The organism is Streptomyces spinoverrucosus, assembly GCF_006539505.1.
Classification (GTDB): domain Bacteria; phylum Actinomycetota; class Actinomycetes; order Streptomycetales; family Streptomycetaceae; genus Streptomyces; species Streptomyces spinoverrucosus.
The window spans coordinates 40264-57898 of the sequence record NZ_BJND01000025.1; the positions used below are offsets into that span (position 1 = coordinate 40264).

At 70.0% G+C, this 17635-nt stretch carries 15 protein-coding genes and 1 pseudogene; 13 read left to right on the plus strand and 3 right to left on the minus strand.

Annotated features, from left to right (window positions below; genetic code table 11):
• Nucleotides 1–157 precede the first annotated feature (157 nt).
• Entirely contained in the window at nt 158–1699 is a 1542-nt protein-coding gene (locus SSP24_RS18505; protein ID WP_229866186.1) for a protein-arginine deiminase domain-containing protein, read from the plus strand.
• A gap of 27 nt (nt 1700–1726) precedes the next feature.
• On the opposite strand, the gene SSP24_RS18510 is transcribed toward SSP24_RS18505, so the two are convergent.
• Both SSP24_RS18510 and SSP24_RS18515 read right to left on the minus strand, forming a co-directional pair.
• Nucleotides 1727–2779: a glycoside hydrolase N-terminal domain-containing protein gene (locus tag SSP24_RS18510; protein ID WP_229866184.1), complete on the minus strand. Its 1053-nt coding sequence runs from the start codon at nt 2777–2779 to the stop codon at nt 1727–1729.
• 137 nt (nt 2780–2916) lie between these two features.
• Nucleotides 2917–5148 (minus strand): alpha-L-fucosidase, encoded by a 2232-nt coding sequence (locus SSP24_RS18515; RefSeq protein WP_141310745.1) that lies wholly within the window; start codon nt 5146–5148, stop codon nt 2917–2919.
• 464 nt (nt 5149–5612) lie between these two features.
• Between SSP24_RS18515 and SSP24_RS18520 the strand changes: the two genes are divergently transcribed.
• From SSP24_RS18520 to SSP24_RS18575, 12 genes are all read left to right on the plus strand, one after another.
• Nucleotides 5613–6677 (plus strand): sugar ABC transporter substrate-binding protein, encoded by a 1065-nt coding sequence (locus SSP24_RS18520; RefSeq protein ID WP_141310746.1) that lies wholly within the window; start codon nt 5613–5615, stop codon nt 6675–6677.
• A 45-nt stretch (nt 6678–6722) separates the two neighbouring features.
• On the plus strand, nt 6723–8285 hold the full coding sequence (locus tag SSP24_RS18525) for a sugar ABC transporter ATP-binding protein (RefSeq protein WP_141310747.1): 1563 nt from the start codon (nt 6723–6725) through the stop codon (nt 8283–8285).
• A complete protein-coding gene (locus SSP24_RS18530; RefSeq protein WP_141310748.1) occupies nt 8278–9321 on the plus strand; it encodes an ABC transporter permease in 1044 nt (347 codons plus the stop codon). Before SSP24_RS18525 ends, SSP24_RS18530 begins: the two co-directional genes overlap by 8 nt.
• Before the next feature lie 101 nt (nt 9322–9422).
• Nucleotides 9423–10757 carry an L-fuconate dehydratase gene (locus SSP24_RS18535; RefSeq protein ID WP_141310749.1) on the plus strand — a complete coding sequence of 445 codons (1335 nt, stop codon included), beginning with the start codon at nt 9423–9425 and terminating at the stop codon, nt 10755–10757.
• The gene (locus tag SSP24_RS18540) at nt 10750–11652 is read left to right on the plus strand and encodes an amidohydrolase family protein (RefSeq protein WP_141310750.1); all 903 of its coding nucleotides are present in this window, start codon (nt 10750–10752) and stop codon (nt 11650–11652) included. Before SSP24_RS18535 ends, SSP24_RS18540 begins: the two co-directional genes overlap by 8 nt.
• The gene (locus tag SSP24_RS18545; protein ID WP_141310751.1) at nt 11643–12080 is read left to right on the plus strand and encodes an RbsD/FucU domain-containing protein; all 438 of its coding nucleotides are present in this window, start codon (nt 11643–11645) and stop codon (nt 12078–12080) included. The genes SSP24_RS18540 and SSP24_RS18545 overlap by 10 nt, the downstream gene beginning before the upstream one ends.
• Nucleotides 12077–13120 (plus strand): zinc-dependent alcohol dehydrogenase, encoded by a 1044-nt coding sequence (locus tag SSP24_RS18550; RefSeq protein WP_141310752.1) that lies wholly within the window; start codon nt 12077–12079, stop codon nt 13118–13120. The genes SSP24_RS18545 and SSP24_RS18550 overlap by 4 nt, the downstream gene beginning before the upstream one ends.
• Nucleotides 13117–13878: an SDR family NAD(P)-dependent oxidoreductase gene (locus SSP24_RS18555; RefSeq protein WP_141310753.1), complete on the plus strand. Its 762-nt coding sequence runs from the start codon at nt 13117–13119 to the stop codon at nt 13876–13878. The genes SSP24_RS18550 and SSP24_RS18555 overlap by 4 nt, the downstream gene beginning before the upstream one ends.
• A complete protein-coding gene (locus SSP24_RS18560) occupies nt 13875–14516 on the plus strand; it encodes a bifunctional 4-hydroxy-2-oxoglutarate aldolase/2-dehydro-3-deoxy-phosphogluconate aldolase (RefSeq protein WP_141310754.1) in 642 nt (213 codons plus the stop codon). The genes SSP24_RS18555 and SSP24_RS18560 overlap by 4 nt, the downstream gene beginning before the upstream one ends.
• Entirely contained in the window at nt 14513–15550 is a 1038-nt protein-coding gene (locus SSP24_RS18565) for a sugar kinase (RefSeq protein WP_141310755.1), read from the plus strand. The genes SSP24_RS18560 and SSP24_RS18565 overlap by 4 nt, the downstream gene beginning before the upstream one ends.
• Before the next feature lie 38 nt (nt 15551–15588).
• Nucleotides 15589–16602: an aldo/keto reductase gene (locus tag SSP24_RS18570; RefSeq protein ID WP_141310756.1), complete on the plus strand. Its 1014-nt coding sequence runs from the start codon at nt 15589–15591 to the stop codon at nt 16600–16602.
• A complete protein-coding gene (locus SSP24_RS18575; RefSeq protein ID WP_141310757.1) occupies nt 16593–17315 on the plus strand; it encodes a FadR/GntR family transcriptional regulator in 723 nt (240 codons plus the stop codon). Before SSP24_RS18570 ends, SSP24_RS18575 begins: the two co-directional genes overlap by 10 nt.
• A 170-nt stretch (nt 17316–17485) precedes the next feature.
• Here the strand turns inward: SSP24_RS18575 and SSP24_RS45325 are convergent.
• Nucleotides 17486–17632, minus strand: a pseudogene (locus tag SSP24_RS45325) (transposase); the annotation flags it as partial.
• Nucleotides 17633–17635 lie beyond the last annotated feature (3 nt).

The following is a 17635-nucleotide window of genomic DNA, read 5'->3' on the forward strand; positions in this document are numbered from 1 at the left end:
CTGCCGCCACCGGCGGAATACGGGCGGACATCCGCGCCGATGTGAACCGTGACGGTGCCGTCGACGTCACCGGGGATTCCGACGCCGCGGGCAAGACGACGTGGAACAGCGGGCGGGGCGCGATCTTCCTGCCGAACCTCGGTGACAAGCAGCGGCGTTGCAAGACGAGGACAGCGGATGGCCGCTGGCTGTCCAACGCCGGCTCCAGGCGTGCAACGACGCCCAGGGCAACGTCGTGCGGGCGCCCGAGTACCTGGCACCCGTGCGCACGGTCCCGGTCGCCAACGTCTCGGACGCCGCCACCGGCAGCCTCCAACTGGTCGGTGAGGGCAACTCCAAGGTCCGGCTGTTCCTGAAGCGCGGCGACTCCTGGACCTACGTCACTGACAGCACCCGCGTCACCGCCGCCGAACTGCGCGCCGGGCTGCGGCTCGGCCTGGACGGGCGGGACGTCATCCGGGAGGGCTGGGACGGCCGGGTCACCGTCCGGTTCACCGTCACCGACGGCGACCGCACCTCCACGGACGAGGTGATGCTGCGGGCCGCCCCGGTCCTGACACAGCACCACCTGCAGCGCGTCGAGCAGGCGCTGGTCGTGGACGGAAACCGCAATGGCCCCAACCAGCGGAAGTTCGCGCGAGAGTTCGCCAAGGAAGTGCGCGAGGCCGGTATCACCAAGCCGACGTACAAGTTCAAGGACGGCTCGGACATCTGGGCGCAGGACTTCATCGAACCCGGCTATGTCAGCATGCCCGGCCCCGGCGGCAAGCCGCGCGTCCTGCGCACGATGATCCGCTCGGGACAGATGGACCGCGACGCAGGCAAGCAGGTCTTCGAGCTACGTGGTCCCGGTGTCGGGGCCGTACAGATCAACAAGGGGCGGTACGACCAGATCAACTCCACGGGCAACCTGGAGACCATCCCGCCGTACGCCCACAACGGCAAGTCCTACCCGGCGGGCCGGATCATCACCGGCCGGCATGGCTCCCGGCTGCCCGCGCACACGGCCTTCCTCAAGGCCCAGCAGGCGCAGGACCCGCTGGTGCTCGACACTGGATGGCTCGGCGTCGGCCACGTGGACGAGTTCGTGCAGTTTCTGCCCGCCGACACCCCGCGCGGCTGGAAGATCGGAATCGCCGATCCGGAGGGCGGGCTCGCCCTGCTGCGCAAGGCGCAGCGCGACGGGCACGGGCACACGAAGGTGTTCTCCATTCCGCGTTCCTACGCCGATGGCCGCGTCCCGACGATCGATCAGGCCCTGTCCGGCGGTCAGTTGCTGAAGGACAACGCCTTCGCGGCCCGGAAGATCAAGGAGAGCCTGGCGCTGCTGAAGCGCGAGACCGGCGTCACGGACGCCGAGCTCGTGAAGATCCCGGCGATGTACGAGGGTGGCTTCGGCGGCTTCCCCGGTCAGCGTCCCGCGCCGGCGCAGAACCGCCCGGTCGGCGCCTACCACCCCGGTGCCGTCAACGGCGTCGTCCTGACCCCCGCCACCTACCTCGCCCCCGAGCAGTGGGGCCCGGTCGTGGACGGCAAGGACATCCTCGCCGAGGCGGTGACCAAGGCGTACGCCAAAGGCGGTATGCGGGTGCGCTACCTGGACGACTGGCGTACCCACCACGTCATGGGCGGCAAGGTGCACTGCGGCATCAACACGATCCGCGCCGCCGGCACCGCCTGGTGGAACTCCACCAAGTAACACCGGACCTGACCGTACATAGGAGACTCAAGTGAGATACCGCAAGACTCTGCCCAGCTGCCGGTCGGCAGCCGGGACGTTCAGATCGAGGCGGGAACGGTCGTAGAGACCGGTGTGCAGGGTGGTGTGCCGCGAGCGGAGGGTGACGTAGTCGGTGCCGAGCGCGGCCAGTTGGGTGTGCAGGGGCTCGGAGGCCCAGCCGGTGGACGTCTCGTAGCGGCCCAGCTTCGTCAGCAGCAGCACCCTGGCCGCCCTGGCCACCACGATCGTGGAGCCGTTGACGGTGACCGTGGCGCCGGTTCCCGAGGCGACGACACGGGTGACGCCCTCGTAGCCGAAGGCGCCCTGTCCCGAGGGGTAGGTGCCGCGCAGATTCAGGTAACCGGAGCCGGCTGTGACGGTGGCCCGCGTGGTGAAGCTCAGGCTGGTGGGCAGCCCGTCGAGCGCGGTGTGGACGCTCAGTGTGGTGTCGACGGTGCGGCCGGAAGCGGGTATCAGCTCATGGACGATCACCTTGTCGGCCCGGGAGACGAACGCCCGGCGGGTCCAGGTGCCGTACTGGTCGGTCCAGCTCGAACTCACCTCTCCGGTACGGAAGTCGGTGATCCGGCCGTAATTGTTGACCGTGGTCATGCCCGGGGTGTCGATGCGCAGTTCGTAGGCGGGATGGTAGGCCTGAGTCCAGCGCAGCGACCAGCCCGCGGCGAAGTCCCGGTTGGCTCCCGCGTAGTCACCCGCGAGTGCCTTGTCGCGTGCGCCTTTCAGGCGGCCGGAGATCACCGGCGGGGCCACGTCACGGGTGCCGTTGGGCAGGACCAGCCGGTGGTGGTTGAGCACCACCTTCTCCAGGGCGGGAGCGCCGTACAGCACGGCCCCGTATTCGCCGTTGCCGGTGAGGAAGCCGTCGGTCCAGGATGAGGCAGGGGAGGTGTCGTATATGCCGCGCTCGGGGAGTGTGATCTGCGGCGGGACGGCCGCGGCCGCCCTGCCGGCGAACAGGCCGCCGGGCAGGGTGGTGGCTCCCGCTGTCAGTGTGGCGGCGGTGAGGAACCGTCTGCGGTCGAGGGAACTGCCCGTCACGGGGACTCCTTGGTCCGGAAGGCGCTGCGGGGTAGTGGGGGAGGCAGTGGTGGCGAGCCGAGCCGGGCGGCAGGGTGACGGCGGCTGCGGCAGCGTACGAGGAGTACGCTGCCGCAGCCGCTCGCACAACCCGGGGATCAGAGGGCCGTGAAGGTCCACAGCAGGTTGGTGCTGCTGCCGTAGGCCCACTGCTTGGTGACGGAGCCCGAGTCGACGTTGCCACCGCCGTCGAGGACCAGGCCGGTGGTGCGGTTGGCGATCGAGTAGCGGTCGCTGCCCCGGTGGGTGATGGTCCACTGCTGGTTGGTGCCGCCGTTCCAGGGGGCCTGTCGGGCTGGAGAGCCGTTGGCGGTGGCGCCCCAGCTGTCAGCGACCATACCGTTGGTGCGGTTGACCAGCCTGTAGTAGCCGCCTCCGACCGGCTCCGCCTGCCATTGCAGGTTGGTGCTGCCGTCCCAGGTCCACTGCTTGAGGTTGGACCCGGAGGCGACGTTGCCGCCGCTGTCCAGGGCGAGTCCGTTGGTGGCGTTGGTGATCCGGAAGTACGTCGCCGGGTTGAACTGGACTCTCAGCGAGGTGATCCGGTCGTTGTTGCCGGTGACCCGCAGGTCGGGGTTCTCGGCGGTGAACGTCCAGGAGGTGCCGGTGAAGTTGTCTCCGGAGTAGCCGACAACCTGGTAACCGGGGGCCGGCCGCAGGGAGGAGAGCGTGCCCGCGCCCAGTCCGGCCGTGGTCAGGTCGGCCGCGGTGTAGTGGCCGACGGCGAACACCCCTGAGCTGCCGCTGTAGTTGACGTCCGCGAAGGCGACGGCGCCGGAGAGCGGCCGCAGGCCCGGGATCGTGCCGGAGAAGGTGAGCTTCAGTACGTAGGCGCCCGCGCTGTAGGGCGCCGAGGAGGGCAGGGTGACCGTGAGGCCGGAGGAGTTCTGGGTCGGCGTGGGCAGGTCGATGTAGGTGCCGGCGGTGGTGCCGAGGAGCTTCACCGAGGTCAGCGAGGAGAGGTTGATCCGGTCCGAGCTGAGGGTCTTGATCGTCAGCGAGCTGCCGGGCCAGCCGAGGACGGTGGCGTACAGGACGGTGTTCGCCTTGTTCCGGGTGAAGCGGATGTCCTGTGGCGTGCCGGCGTGCGGGGTGGTGAACGAGCCGCCGCCCATCTTCGTCGGGCCCTCGCCGTACGTGGTCCAGGCGCGGGTCGCGTACACCGACTCGCCGAAGCGCTTCAGGTGGTCTCCGATACCGAGCAGGATGTCCTTCTGCGCCTGGGGGATGGCGCCGTCGGCCATCGGCGCGATGTTCAGCAGTACGTTGCCGTTCTTGCTGACCCGGTCGATGAACGAGTGCAGCATCTGCTGGAAGGTGTAGTAGCCGATGCCCTGCGTGTAGCACCAGCTGCTGCTGGAGATGCTGTCGTCGGTCAGCCAGTACGGAGTGGTGAGGTCGGCCGGGCCGCCGCGCTCGTAGTCGAAGACCTCGCCCTTGCCGTTCATGCCGTCCTTGTAGGTGGTGACGACCTCACGACCCCAGCTGTTGGCCTGGTTGTAGTAGTACGCCAGGAAGTTGAGGCGCTGTTGCTCGTCGACGTCGTCCAGGTTGAAGTCCTGCCACAGGATGTCGGGCTGGGCGTGGTCGATGACCTCCTTGAGCTTGTCGAACCAGAGCTGGTTCGCCGCGGTCGAATCCAGCTGCCCGTAGAGCTTCTTGAGGCTCGGGTCCGTCTGGGCGGGGACGTGCTCGTAGAAGCCGGTGAAGTTGTACGCGTGGTGCATGGCCACCAGCAGCTTCAGGCCCTTGGCGCGGATGGCCGTGGAGAAGAGCTTCAGCAGGTCAAGGCCTGGGCCCTTCTTCACCGAGTTCCACTCGTTGACCTGGCTGTCCCACATGGAGAAGCCGTCATGGTGCTCGGCGACAGGGCCGGCGAACCTGGCGCCGGCGTCGACGAACAGCTGCACCCATTCGTCCGGGTCGAACTTCCCACCAGCCGACTTCAGCTTCGGCGCGAACTTCACGAAGTTGCCCGCCAGGTCCTGAGCGCCGTTGATGAAGTTGTGGTACGGCCACGCCGATGGCTGGCCGTAGGTCGCGATGTGGTGCTGGTTGGCGTTGTCGCCGGCCCGGTACATGTTGCGCGGGTACCACTCGTTGCCGAAGGCCGGGACGCTGAAGACGCCCCAGTGGAAGTAGATCCCGAACTTCGCGTCCTGGAACCACTCCGGAGCCGGCGGGTGCTGGTCGACCGAGTTCCAGTCGGGCGTGTACGTGCTGGGTGCCGCGTGGGCGACACCGGCGCTGAACAAACCTCCGGCCACGGCCGCCGCGGCCACACAGGTGGCGCCGGCCAGGAAGTGGCGTCTGTTGATCGGACTCGGCATGGACACATCCCTGGTGCAGAGGAGGACAGGGGAAGACAGAGGAAACGAGTCTGCGTGGCCGCTGTGCATAGGGCGCCACGTGTTACGCATGAAGGTCGGTCATGTCTCCCTGGGATGTCAACCAGCGTGCAGGGATGAAAAGCGCTGAGGGGTCAGGCCCTTTGTCACGTATGAGTCCCTTCTGAGAGGAATTGTCGTCAGTCAAACATCGCATGTCTGACAGTGCTCCATGACCAGTTCGAGTCATCGAGTGGCGCCGATTGATGGGATGGATCTTCCGCTTCTCGGATGCTGGATCAGCTCCTGGGTGACCTTTGACCTGGGACCTCTTTGGGATTCGAGGGAGGGTCTGGACAGCACGCCAGAGGTGCCTCTATAAACATCCCATCTCTACCGCGCGGCGATACACAGATGTCGTCGAGGCGAAACATCTCCCGCTACGGGACCGGCGCGAGGAAGCACCGATGAGACTCAGAACCGCCCTCTGTTCCGCCGTCTCCGCTCTGTCCGCACTGGCGCTGCTCAGCGCGTGCGGCAGCGGCCCCACCACCGCGGCGTCGTCGAGTGGCACGCCGCTGGTCGGCGTCGACTACCCGCGCTCCGACACCGACTTCTGGAACTCCTACATCAAGTACACACCCCAGTACGCCAAGGAGCTGGGGCTGGACCTGAAGACCACCAACTCGCAGAACGACGTCGCCAAGCTCACCGCCAACGCGCAGACGTTCATCAGCCAGGGCGTCAAGGGCCTCGCGATGGCCCCGCAGGACACCGCCGCCATCGCCCCGACCCTCGCGCAGATGGAGGCGAAGAAGATCCCCGTCGTCACCGTCGACACCCGCCCCGACACGGGCAAGGTGTTCATGGTCGTACGCGCCGACAACCGCGCCTACGGCGAGAAGGCCTGCCAGTACCTGGGCACGAAGCTCGGCGGCAAGGGCAAGGTCGTCATGCTCCAGGGCGGTCTGGACTCCATCAACGGCCGTGACCGCACCGAGGCGTTCAACGAGTGCATGAAGAAGAACTACCCGGACATCACGGTGTTCGGTGAGGCCACCAACTGGGACGGTGCGGTCGCCGCACAGAAGCTCCAGACGCGGCTGACCCAGCACCCGGACATCAAGGGCGTCTACATGCAGTCCAGCTTCGCCCTGTCCGGGACCCTCCAAGTGCTCAAGCAGAAGGGCCTGTTGGTGGGTCCGGAGGACAAGAAGCACGTGTTCGTCGTCTCCAACGACGGCATCCCCGAGGAGCTCAAGTCCATCGCAGAGGGCAAGATCGACGCCACCGTCTCCCAGCCGGCCGACCTCTACGCCAAGTACGCCCTGTACTACCTCAAGGCCGCGATCGACGGAAAGACGTTCAAGCCCGGCAAGACCGACCACGACAGCACCATCATCCAGGTCCGCGACGGCCTGCTCGAGGACCAGCTCTCCGCCCCGCTCGTCACCGCCGACGGCGGCACCTACGGCGGCGTACCCAGCGTCAAGAGCGACGACAAGTCGCTGTGGGGCAACAACCTCGGCTGATCCCTCACCTCGAATCCAACAGCTCTCGAGAACAAGGCGGTTGACATGAGCGACGGGGAGCGATCAGTCACCCCCGCGCCCGCCCCGGCGGACGACGGGCGGGTCCCCTCGGACCCGCCCGTCGTGGAGGCGACGGGCATAGTCAAACGATTCGGTCCGACGGTGGCCCTGAACGGCGCCCGGATCACCATCAGGCCCGGCGAGACCCACGCGCTCGTCGGCCGCAACGGAGCCGGCAAGTCGACCCTGGTGTCGGTCCTCACGGGCCTGCAGGCCCCCGACGAGGGAACGGTGACCTTCGTCGGCGCACCGGCCCCCCGGCTCAGCGACCGCGACGCCTGGCGGCAACGCGTGGCCTGCGTCTACCAGAAGTCGACGATCATCCCCACACTGACCGTCGCCGAGAACCTCTTCCTGAACCGGCACGACCACGGACGAGGCCGGCTCATCAGCTGGCAGGCCACCCGCCGCCGCGCACAAGAGCTGCTGTCGACGTGGTCGGTGAACGTCGACCCGCAGACCCTGGCCGGTGAACTGAGCGTCGAGCAGCGGCAGTTCGTCGAGATCGCCCGGGCGCTGTCCTTCGGGGCGCGGTTCATCATCCTCGACGAACCGACCGCCCAACTCGACGCCGCTGCCATCAACCGCCTCTTCGACCGTATCCGCGACCTGCAACGCCAGGGCGTCACCTTCCTGTTCATCAGTCACCATCTCCAGGAGATCTACGAGATCTGCGACATGGTGACGGTGTTCCGCGACGCCCGGCATATCGTGACCGCACCGGTCGCGGAACTGGGCCGCGCCGACCTGGTCGCCGCCATGACCGGCGAGGCGGCGGCCGACCGGCGCGAGGAACGGGCCACCACCCTCGACTCCGGCGCCACGGCCGCACTGAGCGTCCGCGCGTTGGGGGGCGACGGGTATGACGACGTCAGCTTCCAGGTCGGGGCCGGCGAGATCGTCGGCCTCGCGGGCGCCGCCGGCAGCGGGCGCACCGAGGTCGCCGAGACCGTCGTAGGGCTGCGAGCGGCAACGGCGGGCGACGTGGAGATCGCCGGGTCGCGGCCCCGGCCGGGCAGCGTGCCCGCGGCGCTCGCCGCCGGCGCCGGGTTCGTCCCCCAGGACCGGCACCACCAGGGCTTCGTTCCCGACATGTCGATCGCGGACAACGCCACACTGTCCATCCCGAAGCGGCTGGGCCCCAAGGGGTTCCTGAACCGCAGCCGCCGGGACCGGCTGGCCGAAGGCCTGATCGACAACCTCGCGATCAAGACCCCCGGCCCCGAACTGCCCGTCTCCGCCCTCTCCGGAGGCAACCAGCAGAAGGTCGTCATGGCCCGCGCCCTCGCCGACGACCCACGGCTGCTGGTCCTGATCAACCCGACCGCGGGCGTGGACGTGCGCTCCAAGGAGTTCCTCCTCGACAAGGTCGAGGAAACCGCGGAAACCGGCACCGGAGTGCTCATCGCCTCCGACGAACTCGACGACCTGCGCATGTGCGACCGGGTCCTGGTGATGTTCCAGGGCCGTGTGACCTCAGAGATCGCCCGCGGCTGGCACGACCACGACCTCGTGGCCGCGATGGAAGGAGTGGACCTGCATGCCTGAAACCGTCCTCGCGGACACCGCCGCGGCCAAGGGCGCGGAGCCGGAGCCCAGGCGGACCGCACTGCTCGGCGGCCGGATACCCCTGGCCCGGCTGCGTGACCTCGCGCTCGTCCCGGCCATCGTGGTCATCGCGATCGTCGGACAGATCGTCAACCCGGTCTTCCTGCAGGCCGACAACCTCATCAACGTCCTGCAGACCATGTCCGAGATCGCCCTGCTGGTCCTCGCCCAGACGATGGTCCTGATCGTCAAGAAGATGGACCTGTCGCTGGAGTCCACCATGGGCCTCGCGCCCGGGGTCGCGGCCTGGCTGGTGGTGCCGGTCGGCGCGGGCCACGGACTCGGACTGCTCCCCGGCGCCTGGGCCATCCCCGTCACCCTCGCCGTGGGCGCCCTCGTCGGCGTGATCAACGCCCTGCTGATCATCCGCTTCGGCCTCAACGGCTTCATCGTCACCCTCGGCATGCTGATCGTGCTGCGCGGGGTCCTCACGGGCATCTCCGGCGGCCAGACCTTCTTCCAGCTGCCGCCGTCGATGCTCTACCTCGGCACCGCACAGTGGTTCGGTATGCCCGCGTCCATCTGGATCTGCCTGGTGCTGTTCGCCGTCGCGATCGTGGTGCTCGGCTGGACCAGCTTCGGCCGCTCGCTGTACGCCATCGGCGGCAACGTCGACGCCGCGAAGGCGGCCGGCATCCGCACCGACCGGGTGCTGTGGATCGTCATCGTCACCGGCAGCGTGCTCGCCGCCCTCGCCGGACTGATGCTCTCCGGACGCCTCGCCTCCGTCGCCTCGGCCCAGGGCAACGGCTACATCTTCACCGTCTTCGCCGCCGCTGTCATCGGAGGGATCAGCCTCAACGGCGGTAAAGGCACCATGTTCGGGGCGTTCAGCGGCATCCTGCTGCTGTTCATGATCCAGAACGTGCTCACCCTCGCCGGCGTCCCCGCGCAGTGGATCGGCGCCCTCAACGGCCTGATCATCCTGGTCGCGCTCACCATCTCGCGCATCACGGGCGGCAAGGTCCAGGAGTGAACCGGGCGGCCGTCCGGGCCGCCCGACACCCTCCGCAGCACGCCACATCTCGTCGCAAGGGGTCGTATCGATCGCCCCTGCACCTCACAGGAGTTGCCGCCATGTCATCCGCCCTGTCCGCTTCCCCGGCCTCTGCCCGCATCACCGCCCTCGACGTGCTGGACGTGCGTTTCCCGACCTCCGAGCACCTGGACGGGTCGGACGCGATGAACCCCGAACCCGACTACTCCGCCGCCTACGTCGTCCTGCGCACCGACGCCGGCGACGGTCTGGAGGGCCACGCCCTGGCCTTCACCACCGGCCGCGGCAACGATGTCCAGGCCTCCGCCATCGCCGCCCTCGCCCCGTACGTGGTGGGCCGCTCGGTCGAAGAAGTCTGCGGTGATCTCGGCGCGTTCTCCCGCTCCCTCGTCCACGACCCCCAACTGCGCTGGCTGGGACCGGAGAAGGGCGCCACCCACATGGCCACCGGAGCGGTCGTCAACGCCGCCTGGGACCTGGCCGCCAAGCGGGCCGGCAAGCCCGTGTGGCGCTTCCTCGGCGAGATGTCGCCGGAGGACCTGGTCGCCCAGGTCGACTTCCGCTGGCTGTCCGACGCCCTCACCCCCGAGGAGGCACTGGAGATCCTGCGCCGCGCCGAGCCCGGCCGCGAACAGCGCATCGGTCACCTGCTCGACCGGGGCTACCCCGCCTACACCACCACCCCCGGCTGGCTCGGCTACTCCGACGAGAAGCTGGCCCGCCTCGCCCGCGAGGCCGTCGCCGACGGCTTCACCCAGATCAAACTGAAGGTCGGCGCCGATCTGGAGGACGACGTCCGGCGCATGCGCACCGCCCGCGCGACGGTCGGCGACGGCATCCGCATCGCGGTGGACGCCAACCAGAGATGGGACGTCCAGCCCGCGATCGACTGGATGAGCGCCCTGGCCCCCTACCAGCCGTACTGGATCGAGGAGCCGACCTCCCCGGACGACATCCTCGGCCACGCCGCCGTGCGCAAGGCCGTCAGCCCCATCAAGGTCGCCACCGGCGAGCACATCGCCAACCGGGTCGTCTTCAAGCAGTTCCTGCAGGCCGGCTCGGTCGACATCGTGCAGATCGACTCCGCGCGGGTCGGCGGCGTCAACGAGAACATCGCGATCCTGCTGCTCGCCGCGAAGTTCGGCGTGCCGGTCTGCCCGCACGCGGGCGGCGTCGGCCTGTGCGAGATGGTCCAGCACCTGTCGATGTTCGACTACGTCGCCGTATCCGGCACGACCGAGGACCGCGTCATCGAGTACGTCGACCACCTGCACGAGCACTTCATCGACCCGGTGCGCATCGCCGACGGCCACTACCTGGTGCCGACCGTTCCCGGGCTGAGCGCGCAGATGCACCCCGAGTCCCTCAAGGAGTACGCCTACCCCGACGGCCCCGTCTGGACCGCTCGTGTCTGACACGCAGGCCCTCGTCGACGCCCACCACCACGTGTGGGACCTGGACGTCCGGCCGCAGCCCTGGCTGGACGAACCGGGCCACGAGCCGATCCGCCGCAGCTTCAGCTCGCACGCCCTGCGATCGGCAGCGACCCGGCCGATCGACGGACGGCGACTGACGAGCACGGTGGTCGTCCAGTGCATCGCCTCCGTGCCCGAGACCCGCGACCTCCTCGCCCTGGCCGACGGCGACCCGCTGATCGGCGCCGTCGTCGGCTGGGCGGACCTGACGTCCCCCGCGATCGGCGATGTACTCGACGACCTGCGGTCCGGGCCCGCGGGCCGGTACCTGCGGGCCTTACGGCACGTCGTACAGGGCGAGTCAGACCCGCACTGGCTCCAACGGCCCGACGTCGAGCGCGGGTTGCGAGCGGTCGGGGAGCGCGGGCTCGGATACGACGTGCTGATCCGCAGCCACCAGCTCCCGCAGGCGATCCGCCTCGCGGAACGGCTCCCCGAGCTGCCGCTCGTCCTGGACCATGCCGGCAAGCCCCCCATCGCGCGGCGGGAACTGACCGACTGGGCACAGCAGTTGCGGACACTGGCCAGGCACCCCCAGGTCCGCTGCAAGGTGTCGGGTCTCGTCACAGAGGCCGACCACGAGAAGTGGACCGTCGACGACATCCGCCCGGTGTGGGACGTCCTGCTCTCCGCCTTCGGTCCCGACCGGCTGATGTTCGGCTCCGACTGGCCGGTCTGCGTCCTCGTCGGCGGCTGGAACCGCTGGGCCGCCACCGTCGAGGAACTCCTGGACGGCTGCTCCGGCACCGAGCTCCACGCGGTGCTCGCCGGCACCGCGACCGCCTTCTACGAACTGACCCCTGCCCCGACGAAGGAAGGGACGCCGTGCTCCTGACCGAACTGCTGCATCCCGGGATCCTCGAATCCCTGGCCGGAGCCGGCCACGGCGCCCGCGTGCTGCTCGCCGACGGCCACTACCCGGCGAGCACCGCCACCGGCGAGCGCGCCAGGACCGTCCACCTCAACCTGGCACCTGGCCTGCTGGACGTCACCACCGTCCTCGACGTCCTGCTGCGCGCCCTGCCCGTCGAGGCGGCCCATGTGATGGTGCCGCCCGAGGGCGAACCGGAGCCGCCCGCCATCGCCGAGTACCGCTCGATGCTGGCGCCCGTCCCGATCGACACGCTCGGCCGCTTCGAGTTCTACGACGCCGCCCGCTCGCCCGACCTGGCACTGGCCATCGTCACCGCCGACACCCGGACCTACGCCAACCTGCTGCTGACCATCGGTGTCCGCGCTGAAGGGACCCTGACGACACGATGACACTCGCCGTCCGTTACACGGCCGCCCGCACCTTGGACACGGCTCCCGCACGCAGTGTCCCGCCCGGTCCCGGCAAGGTGGAGCTGGCGCCCGCCTTTGTGGGTATCTGCGGCACCGATCTGCATATCTTCCACGGTGACATGGACGCCCGGGTGTCCGCGCCCGCTGTCCTGGGGCATGAGATGTCCGGCCGCGTCGTACGCGTCGGCCCCGACGTCGAGGGCTGGCAGACCGGCGACGCGGTCACCGTGATGCCGCTGCGCTGGGACGACACCTGCCCGGCCTGTCGCAAAGGTCATCAACACATCTGCCAGCACCTCGACTTCATCGGCATCGACTCCCCGGGCGCGATGCAGCAGCGCTGGATCGTGCCCGCCTCGACGCTCATCCGGCTGCCCGACTCCCTTCCCCTGGACCGTGCCGCGCTCGTCGAGCCGACGGCGGTCGCCGTGCACGACGTGGGCCGGGCCGGGGTCGCCGAGGGCGAGAAGGTGGTCGTGGTCGGTGGTGGCCCGGTCGGCATCCTCATCGCGTTGGTCGCGCGGGCCTCGGGTGCGGAGGTGCGGGTGGTCGAGCTGAGTGCCCACCGTCGGCTTCTGGCCGGGGAGTTGGGGCTGACGGCGTGGAATCCGGCCGAGGTCGATGTGCCGGAGCTGGTGCGGCAGTGGAGTGGGGACGCGGGTGCGGATGTCGCCTTTGAGGTGTCCGGTGCGGCGGGCGGCGTGGACACGGCGGTCGACGTGCTGGGCGTGCGCGGCCGGTTGTGCCTGGTCGCCATTCACCCCCGTCCCCGGGAGGTGAACCTGCACCGCTTCTTCTGGCGTGAACTCACCCTGGTCGGGGCCCGGTTGTACGACCATTCCGACTTCGAGCGCGCGGTGGCCCTGGTGGCCGACGGCACGATCCCGGCCGAGCGGCTGATCAGCAAGGTCGTGCCGCTCACGCAGGCGCCCGCCGCCTTCGAGGCCCTGGAGGGCGGCGGCGATGTGATGAAGATCCTCGTGGACTGCACCGACGACTCCCAGGGAGCCACCCAGTGAACGCCTTCGACCTGACCGGGAAGCTCGCCGTGGTCACCGGGGCCCGGCGTGGCATCGGACGGGCCATGGCCCGCGCGCTCGCCGAGGCCGGCGCGGACGTCATCGGCGTCAGCGCGGCGCTGGAGGAGTCCGGCAGTGCGGTGGAGAAGGACGTCGTCGCCGCGGGCCGTACGTTCGAGGCGATCCGCACCGACTTCGCCGACCCCGCCGCCGTACGGGCTCTGGGTGCGGAGTTGGCCGGGCGGGAGCGGCCGGTGGACATCCTGGTCAACAACGCGGGCACGATCCGCCGCGCTCCGGCCGCCGAACACAGCGACAGCGACTGGGAGTTGGTGCTCCAGATCAACCTCAACGCGCAGTTCGCGCTGACCCGTGCGGTGGGCGGGGCGATGGTGGCCCGTGGCCGGGGGAAGGTCATCTTCACGGCGTCGCTGCTCAGCTTCCAGGGCGGCATCACCGTCCCCGGCTACACGGCCGCCAAGCACGGCATCGCCGGGTTGACGAAGGCGCTGGCCAACGAGTGGGCCCCACGTGGGGTGAACGTCAACGCCCTCGCGCCCGGTTACATCGCGACCGACAACACCCAGGCACTGCGGGAGGACCCGGTGCGCAGCAAGGCGATCCTGGACCGCATCCCGGCCGGCCGCTGGGGTGACGCGGACGATCTGGCGGGTGCCACGGTGTTCCTGGCCTCGGACGCCGCCGCCTACGTCCACGGTGTCGTCCTGCCCGTCGACGGCGGATGGCTCGGCCGATGAGCGCCGAACCGACCGCCGACCTGGCCTGCGTGCTGGCCGGAGCCCGCGTCATGCCGGTGCTGACCGTGCCGTCTCCGGCGTCGGCCGGCCCGCTGGCCGAGGCGCTGGCGGCGGGTGGTGCCCGGTGCGCGGAGGTCACCTTCCGCACACCGGGCGCCGAGCAGGTCCTCAAGACGATGGCCGCCCACGGCGGGCTCACCGTAGGCGCCGGGACGGTCCTCACGGCCGGGCAGGCGGAGCGGGCCGTGGCGGTGGGGGCCCGCTTCGTGGTCTCGCCCGGCTTCGACGAGGAGGTCGTCGCCAAGTGCCGCGAGCTGGGGGTACCGGTGGTGCCCGGCATCGCCACCGCCACCGAGCTGATGCGCGCCCTGAAGGCAGGCCTGGACACCGTCAAGCTCTTCCCCGCCGAACCGCTCGGCGGCCTGCGGACGCTGCGAGCGCTCGCGGCGCCCTTCCCTGGGACGCACTTCGTGCCGACCGGCGGCATCGACGCTCCTCGCCTGGCCGCCTACCTCGCCCACCCGGCGGTCCTCGCCGTGGGCGGCAGCTGGATGGCCACCGCCGACCACCTGGACCGGGGCGACTACGCGGAGATCCGCCGGCTGACCGCGGAAGCGGTGGACAGGAGCATGACGTGATCGACGTGGTGGCCCTGGGTGAGGTGATGCTGCGCTTCGACCCGGGCGAGGGACGGATCCGCACCGCCCGCACCTTCCAGGTCTGGGAGGGCGGCGGCGAGTACAACGTCGTCCGCGGACTGCGCCGCTGCTTCGGCCTGCGCACAGCCGTCGTCACCGCCCTCGCCGACAACGCAGTCGGCCGGCTCGTGGAGGACCTGATCCTCCAGGGCGGCGTCGACACCTCACTCATCCGCTGGGCGCCCGACGACGGCATCGGCCGCACGACCCGCAACGGCCTCAACTTCGTCGAACGCGGCTACGGCATCCGCGGCGCCCTCGGCGTCAGCGACCGCGCGCACACCGCCGTCTCCCAGCTGCGCAAAGGCGACGTCGACTGGGACACCGTGTTCTCGGCCGGGGTGCGCTGGTTCCACACCGGCGGCATCTTCGCCGGCCTGTCCGACACCACGGTCGGCGTCGCCGACGAGGCCATGGCCGCGGCCCGCCGCCACGGGGTCACCGTCTCCTACGACCCCAACTACCGCCCCAGCCTCTGGGCCGGCCGCGGCGGCGCCGACGCCGCCCGCGAGGTCGACCTGCGCCTCGCCCGGCACGCCGACGTCGTCGTCGGCGCCCTCGGCCTGGCCGGAACACACCCGGGACAGACGCGCATCGGACACGACGAGGTGCCCGGCGCACTCGCCGAGGTGGCCGTCCTCCTGCCCGAGGCGAAGGTACTGGCAACGACCCTGCGCGACGTCCCCTCGGCCGGCGTCAATGACTGGTCCTCGGCCGCCTGGTCCACCGAGACCGGCTTCGTCACCGGCCCACGGATGCCCGGCCTGCAGGTCCTGGACCGTATCGGCTCCGGCGACGCCTTCGCCGCCGGCCTGATCCACGGACTGCTCACCGACGCCGGCCTGGAGCGCGCCCTGGCCTACGGCACCGCCCACGGCGCGCTCACCATGACCACGCCCGGAGACGTCTCCATGGCCACGCTCGCCGAGGTCGAGGCCCTCATCGCGGGCGGATCAGCCCACGTCAGACGCTGAACCCGCGCCCCCTCACCCGCGTATCCCAGGAGCACGCCTTGCACCAGCGGAAGATCCACAACACGTCCGTCTCCCTCACCGAACTCGGCTTCGGGGCATCCGTGATCGGCAACCTCTACCGCGTCACCCCGATCGACGACGCGACAGCCGCGATCGACGCGGCCTGGGAAGCCGGCCTACGGTACTTCGACACCGCACCGCACTACGGCCTCGGCCTCTCCGAACGCCGCCTGGGCGCCGCCCTACGAGACCACCCGCGCGAGGAGTACGTCATCTCCTCCAAGGTCGGCAGACTCCTCGTGCCCAACGAGGAGCCACGCGGCGTCGACACCTGGGGCTTCGTCGTACGCGACGACCTGCGCCGCCAGTGGGACTTCAGCCGCGACGGCGTACTCCGCTCCCTCGAGGACACCCTGGAGCGCACCGGCCTGGACCGCCTCGACATCGTCTACCTCCACGATCCCGACGACCACTGGCGGCAGGCCGCCGAGGAGGCCATGCCCACGCTCGCGGAGTTGCGCGACCAGGGCGTGATCGGCGCGATCGGCGCCGGCATGAACCAGTCGGCGATGCTCGCCCGCTTCCTGCGCGAGACCCCCGCCGACGTGGTCATGCTCGCCGGCCGCTACACCCTCCTGGACCAGTCCGCCCTCGACGACGTCCTGCCCGCCGCACAGGAACACGGCAAGAGCGTGGTGGCAGTCGGCGTGTTCAACTCCGGACTGCTCTCCCGCGACCGGCCCGCCGAGGGGATGAAGTACGACTACCAGGACGCCCCGCCGGAGCTCGTCGCCCGCGCCCGGGAGATCGCCCAGGTCTGCGAGGCGCACGGCACCACCCTGCCCGCCGCCGCCATCGCCTTCCCATACACCCACCCCAGTATCATGAACGTCACCCTCGGCATGCGGACTGCGGAACAGGTCGGACGAAACGTGGAACTCCATGATCAGCCCGTCCCCGACGGCCTCTGGGACGATCTCCGCACTCAGGGGCTGATCAGGTCGGACGTGCTCGCGGGGCACGGTGGGGGGAGGGATGAGCGATGTCTCTGACGGACAAGGCCATTGAGCGGATCCGTGAGCTGATCCGGACCGGTGCGCTGCCTCCGGGGTCGAAGCTACCGCCGGAGCCGGACCTGGCCGCCCAGCTGGGACTGTCCCGCAACCTCGCCCGGGAAGCGGTCAAGGCACTGGCCGTCGCGCGGGTTCTGGAGGTCCGGCGAGGCGACGGCACCTATGTGACCAGCCTGCAGCCGAGCCTGCTCCTGGAGGGTCTCGGCGGCGCGGTGGAGCTCCTGCAGGGCGACTCGGTCGCCCTGCAGGACCTCATGGAGGTACGGCGGCTCCTCGAACCGATGGCCACGGCCCTTGCCGCCACCCGGATCTCCGACGCCCAACTGGCCGAAGTGAAGCGGCACTTGGACGCCATGCGCGAGGCCCGCGACGACGTGGAACAGCTCAACGCCCACGACGCCGCCTTCCACCGCGCCGTCGTCTCGGCCACGGGCAACGAGACCCTCCTCACCCTCCTGGAAGGGATCTCCGGCCGCACCCTTCGCGCCCGCATCTGGCGCGGTCTGGTCGACGACAAGGCCGCGGGCCGCACCCTCGCCGAGCACGAGGCGATCTTCAACGCCCTGTCCACCCGTGACGCCGCCCTCAGCCAGGCCGCCGCACTGCTGCACGTGAGCAACACCGAGCAGTGGCTGAGGGAACACCTGCGTTCGGGCGAACCCCTCCCCGTCGGGACGACAGCACGGAAGTGAGGGGCGGGCGTCGGGCCATTCGGCCGGCAGCCGCCCCCCCCCGGGCAGGACGCCGTCGCACCGGCCGTGCTCGGCCACCGCGGCTGCCTGTGCCAGCCGACGCGGGCGCGCCCCGGCCCGCGAGGAAGCGCGAGGTCCTCGGGCCCGGCAGCCTTCCCGCCAGGTCACCTCCCTGCGCGGAAGTCGGCGTTCTGGCAGTAGCCGGCATCAGCCACCACGACCGGCGGCACCAGTTGCCATCCGGCCAGGTCATCCAGGGCGTCCAGCCGCCACTTCTCCAGATAAAAGCCGACCGACGACCGGCGTCGTGAGGCGTCGCC

Coding starts and splice junctions, on each gene's coding strand:
- SSP24_RS18535 (WP_141310749.1), top strand. CDS start 9,423: ATGTCATCCGCCCTGTCCGCTTCCCCGGCCTCTGCCCGCATCACCGCC.
- SSP24_RS18550 (WP_141310752.1), top strand. CDS start 12,077: ATGACACTCGCCGTCCGTTACACGGCCGCCCGCACCTTGGACACGGCT.
- SSP24_RS18560 (WP_141310754.1), top strand. CDS start 13,875: ATGAGCGCCGAACCGACCGCCGACCTGGCCTGCGTGCTGGCCGGAGCC.
- SSP24_RS18575 (WP_141310757.1), top strand. CDS start 16,593: ATGTCTCTGACGGACAAGGCCATTGAGCGGATCCGTGAGCTGATCCGG.
- SSP24_RS18520 (WP_141310746.1), top strand. CDS start 5,613: ATGAGACTCAGAACCGCCCTCTGTTCCGCCGTCTCCGCTCTGTCCGCA.
- SSP24_RS18530 (WP_141310748.1), top strand. CDS start 8,278: ATGCCTGAAACCGTCCTCGCGGACACCGCCGCGGCCAAGGGCGCGGAG.
- SSP24_RS18515 (WP_141310745.1), bottom strand. CDS start 5,148: ATGCCGAGTCCGATCAACAGACGCCACTTCCTGGCCGGCGCCACCTGT.
- SSP24_RS18525 (WP_141310747.1), top strand. CDS start 6,723: ATGAGCGACGGGGAGCGATCAGTCACCCCCGCGCCCGCCCCGGCGGAC.